This window comes from Streptomyces alkaliterrae (assembly GCF_007097205.2).
GTDB classification, from domain to species: domain Bacteria; phylum Actinomycetota; class Actinomycetes; order Streptomycetales; family Streptomycetaceae; genus Streptomyces; species Streptomyces alkaliterrae.
On the sequence record NZ_VJYK02000383.1, the window covers coordinates 1 to 4,546 of the forward strand.

Genomic DNA, 4,546 nt, shown 5'->3' on the forward strand with positions numbered 1-4,546 from the left:
GCGGGGAGAAGGTTGGGGTGGCCGGGGAACATCTCCCAGAGGATCGCGAGTAGTGCTTTGTTCGACAGCAGCATTTTCCAGGCGGGCTCGATCCAGAGCGTGCTGCCGCTGCCGCCGCCGTTGTCGAGGGTTTCCAGTACCTGTGGGGCGAAGCGGTCCTCGACCATCCACTCCCACGGGTAGAGCTTGAAACACGAGCGGATGAAGCGCAGGCGTTGATCGACAAAGCGGCCGGACAGGCGGTCCCAGCCGATCTCCTCCATGGCGATCGACACCGTCTCCAGGCCGGCCTGCTCAGCGGCTTCCTGAAGGTAGGCGACCGTCATCAGATCCTCGCCCATCTCGTCGTCCCAGGAGTGCGCGAAGTGGACCGGGGCGCCGGGCGGGAGCAGCTCGGCCTGGACGCGCCAGGCATCCACCAAGCGCTCGTGGAGGGAGTTCCACTGGTCGGCACCAGGGAAGCGTTCCTCCATCCAGAACCACTGCGGGGAGGCGGCTTCGACCAGGGAGGTGGGTGTGTCGGCGTTGTACTCCAGCAGTTTGGCCGCGCCTCGGCCATCGTAGTGGAGGTCGAAGCGGCCGTAGAGGGAAGGGAGTTCGACTCGCCAACGCCAAGACTCGGCGACCCGGGCCCAGCCGACCTGTCTTCGCCATGCTGGTCAGGACATCAAGTATCTCCACGAGGCGGAGCCTGACAGGTGCCCTGACCAGCAGTCCAGCGGTTTCAGGGGTCAGCCCGCTGCGGGTTGTTCGGTTCAGGCTCGGGTGCTGGCGAGGCGCTAGGAGTCGGTGCCGGTCTCGATGATGGTTCCGTTGAAGGTGAGTCGGTCGACGATGGCCGCGCAGAGGCGGGGGGGCGGTGAACGTCTTGCTCCAGCCGCCGAACGACTCGTTGGAGGCGATCGCGACGCTGTTCTTCTCCTCGCGTTCGGTCAGGACCTGGAAGAGGAGTTCGGCGCCGTGACGGTCGAGTTCCATGTGGCCAAGTTCGTCGATGCAGAGCAGATCGACACGGCCGTAGCGGGCGATGGTCTTGTTCAGCTGCTTCTCGTCCGCGGCCTCGACCAGCTCGTTCACCAGCTTGGTGGCGAGGGTGTAGCGGACGCGGTAGCCCTTCATCGCGGCCTCGGTTCCCAGGCCGATGAGCATGTGGGACTTGCCGGTGCCGGAGTCGCCGATCAGGCAGAGCGGCTGGCTCTTCTTGATCCATTCGCAGCTGGCGAGGGTGTGGATGGTGGCCGGGTCGATGTTCGGGTTGGCGTCGAAGTCGAAGGACCGCAGGGACTTCTCCCGCGGGAAGCCGGCTGCCTTGATCCGCCTCTCCGAGCGGCGGCGGGCCCGGTCGTCGCACTCGGCCATCAGTAGTTCGGCGAGGAAGCCGCGGTAGGTCATCTGGTCCTTGATCGCCCGGTCGGCGATGTCGGAGAACTCGTTGCGGATCGACGGCAGCCGCAGCAGGCGGAGTCGATTGCGGCGTCGGCGGCCTGCTCGGTCAAGCCTCGCTGTCGGGGCATGGTCACTGCGCTTCTCCCTCACGGTGGCCGCTGCCGCTGGTGCGGCGGCGTCGGAGCAACTGGTCGTAGTGAGGCACCGAGGGCAGCGGCCTGGTGTCCGGCGGAAGATGCGCGAGTCGCCACTCGTGCAGGAACGTCACCGTCGCCGGCGGCTGGCCGAGGGTCCGGGCACCCGGTGCGGTCTCGGCCTGGCGGCCTTGCGGGCCTCCAGCGCGACCGCATCCGCGGTCATGGCCCCGGCCCGCAGGGCTGCGGCCAGGCCGGCGACGACATGTTCGTGCGTCATGTGGCGTCCGAGTAGCAGCACCTCGATGAGCGCGCGGGTGCCGTCCCGCTCGCCGTGGATCTTCATGGCCTGGGTCCACCAGGCGTCGTGGATCGGGGTGAACCTGCCCGCCGAACGGGCCTGTTCGAGAGCGGTCGAGCCGGGGAAGGCGCCCGGGCTTGCGCGGACCAGGACCTCCAGGTAGTGGTCCAGATCCAGGCGGACGGCACCCTTTGGCGATCAGTCGTTCGTGCCGGGCCACTTCCACGTTCTGGTCGTAAACCACCAGGTGAGAGGCGTGAAGGATGACCCTTACCCGTTTGCCGATCAGCCGGATGGGGACCGAGTAGCGGTTCGTGCGGACCGGGATCTGGCCATAGCGGTCGACCCGCGGCGTGAACAGCCGCCCTGTCTCGAACGGCTCCTCCGGCAACGGCATCAGCAGTGGTCGTTCGAGCGCGAAGTCCTCGGCGATGGTCCGGGATCTGGAGCCGATCCGGCGGGCGTCGTCCTGCCGGTCCCACTGCTCGACCATCTCGTTCAGCTCGGCGAGCGAGGACACCTCGGGAACCGGGACGAAGTGATTGCGGCGGAAGTAGCCGATCTGTCCCTCGACGCCGCCCTTCTCGTGGGCGCCCTCGATGCCCAGGCGGCAGTAGAAGCTTTCAATGCCGTAGTGCGACTTGAACGCGATCCACCGGTCCGTCTCCACCCTCGCCCGGCTCAGCCCGAGCACGCGGGCGACGGCCGCCTTGAGGTTGTCGTAGCGGACCTTGGTTCGCGGGACCCCGCCCAGCGTCCGCAGCGCGTGGACGTGGCCTTCGAAGAACGCCTCCTGGCCGCAGGACGCGAACACGCGATGGACGGCCTTGCCGGAATACGACAGGCGGAAGGAGAACAGGTAGCAGGTCACCAGCTCGCCGGCGAGGCGGATCGTGACGTCGCCGAAGTCGACCTCCGCCTCGTGACCGGGCTGGTGGGTCTGGGGGACGAACGCCTCCAGCGGGGCTTTGCCCGACTCGACCAGGATTTCGGGCTTCCGGGCTGCGACGTAGTAGCGGCCATCCCGTAGGAAACGTCGGCGCCGTGTTCCTCGACCAGCCGGTGGAAGATCCGGGTGACCGTGTGCCGCTGCTTGCGCGGCGCGCGTCCAGGTCCGCCCGCAGGATCTCGTCGATCACCGGCTTGTTGCGGTCCACTCCGGTCGCCCGCGGCGGCAGCTTCTTGCGCGGCTCCGGCCAGGACGAGTCCAACGCCTTCCGCACCGTCCGCCACGTCACACCGTGCTTACGCTCAAGCTCCCGCATCGACATGCCGCCACGGTGGTCACGCCGGATCGCCGCGTACAGCTCGACCTTCGACATCCGCGGCATGACCAGCACCTTTCACCAGGAGCATCCCGATGCTGCCCTGGCAAGAACCCCAGCGCCTCCCAAACTCGTCGACATCACCCATCCGTGGAACAGGGCGCCTCCCAAACCCATCGACAGGTGACGTCGCTACTGCTCGATAAAGCCAGCATGTCGAAGGACCGGATTCGGCCAGGCGATCTGATCGTGTTCAACAACGACGGGAACTGGGGCCACGTCGGTCTGTACATCGGCAGCAACAAGATGATCCACGCACCACGAACAGGGAAGAACGTCGAGGAAGTCATCGTGGCCCCTGGCACGTACTGGGCTCAGTTCCCCTGGGCTATACGCCACTTTCTCCCTGAAGGGAAGCCTTAACTCGGCCATTCTCCAATGTCTTCGACAACACGCCAGGAGGTGACCGGGAAGTCAACCTACGCGCGGGGTGAGCCCGCGCCGACACGCGTTCGCAAAATGCTGACGCCACGTCAAACACTGGGATGTTAAAGAGACATGCAAGGCTCACGACGTGTCCACCGTCACACAGGAAAGCTAGTCCACTCAGCCCACACCCCGTAGCGAGTTGATAACGTACGAGACGTTCGACTTCACGTCTCCGCCGACCACGGAGGCGCCTTCCATGAAGGGGGATCTAATGACGCAATATTCAAACACGGTGAAGGCGATAGTAACCGCCGCTATCACCACGTCGGCTCTACTATACCCGGCGACTAGCTCCGCCTCCGCCACGGAATCCTTCGAAACAGCAGACGAAATCACCACAAGTGAAATAGCCACACCCTCTGACTATCCGATCGAGGCAACCAATCAAATCCCCGTCGGAAAAATCGGCGAAACATGCAAGCGCAAAGAGCGAAATTACGTCGTTCGCGAGTACTTTCGCGGCCCCGCCAAGTACACACTGCGCTGTGGAACCGCGAGGTGGGGCTGGAAGCACATCAAGAAGCGCCACGGCTGGAACAAAACGATGGACAAGAGAATACGTGCCGCAATATGGTCCGGTCTCCCCAATGGACGCGGAGGCTATTCCTCCTACTCGAACACCTGCCCGCCTGAAGAGAAGTTTCGCACTCTCATCGGCACACCTGCCGGCGTGGGCGACCTATTGACCGCCTACACTGTCAACAAAAAGCCTGCCGCAGAAGCCAGCCTCGCCGAAGGCCAGGCTGGAGCCGCGTGCTGACGACGAAAGGCCCGAGGCAAACATGACCGCTGAGACACCCGCTGAGCAGGCTCTGGCACGTTCGTACACCACCGGTGACGGCGCGGTCACGTTTGACATCACCGACCTCTCAGTCGACCACCATCTCAATCGCAGTGTGACACTGACGTACTGGATCACTGTGAAACGGCAAGGTCGTCCGGACGAGCGATGGGTCTTCACCCTGGATTGG

At 64.8% G+C, this 4,546-nt stretch carries 3 protein-coding genes and 3 pseudogenes; 3 read left to right on the top strand and 3 right to left on the bottom strand.

What is annotated here, in order from left to right:
* The 3 pseudogenes from FNX44_RS24130 to istA all read right to left on the bottom strand — a co-directional run.
* Positions 1 to 626: pseudogene (locus tag FNX44_RS24130) on the bottom strand (glutathionylspermidine synthase family protein); the annotation flags it as partial.
* Positions 627 to 779: 153 nt separating this feature from the next.
* A pseudogene (istB, locus tag FNX44_RS24135) lies at positions 780 to 1,520 on the bottom strand (IS21-like element helper ATPase IstB).
* Positions 1,517 to 3,152, bottom strand: a pseudogene (gene istA, locus FNX44_RS24140) (IS21 family transposase). The pseudogenes istB and istA overlap by 4 nt, the downstream one beginning before the upstream one ends.
* Before the next feature lie 147 nt (positions 3,153 to 3,299).
* Here istA and FNX44_RS24145 point away from each other — a divergent pair.
* From FNX44_RS24145 to FNX44_RS29225, 3 genes are all read left to right on the top strand, one after another.
* Positions 3,300 to 3,509 carry a C40 family peptidase gene (locus FNX44_RS24145; RefSeq protein WP_143651045.1) on the top strand — a complete coding sequence of 70 codons (210 nt, stop codon included), beginning with the start codon at positions 3,300 to 3,302 and terminating at the stop codon, positions 3,507 to 3,509.
* A 298-nt stretch (positions 3,510 to 3,807) separates the two neighbouring features.
* The gene (locus FNX44_RS29220) at positions 3,808 to 4,335 is read left to right on the top strand and encodes a hypothetical protein (RefSeq protein WP_228450170.1); all 528 of its coding nucleotides are present in this window, start codon (positions 3,808 to 3,810) and stop codon (positions 4,333 to 4,335) included.
* Positions 4,336 to 4,357: 22 nt separating this feature from the next.
* Positions 4,358 to 4,546 (top strand): hypothetical protein (locus tag FNX44_RS29225; RefSeq protein WP_228450171.1); only part of this gene is annotated, 189 nt, incomplete at its 3' end.

What these genes read in the sequence shown, in the direction of transcription:
- FNX44_RS24145 (WP_143651045.1), top strand. Translation starts at nt 3,300, where the DNA reads ATGTCGAAGGACCGGATTCGGCCAGGCGATCTGATCGTGTTCAACAAC.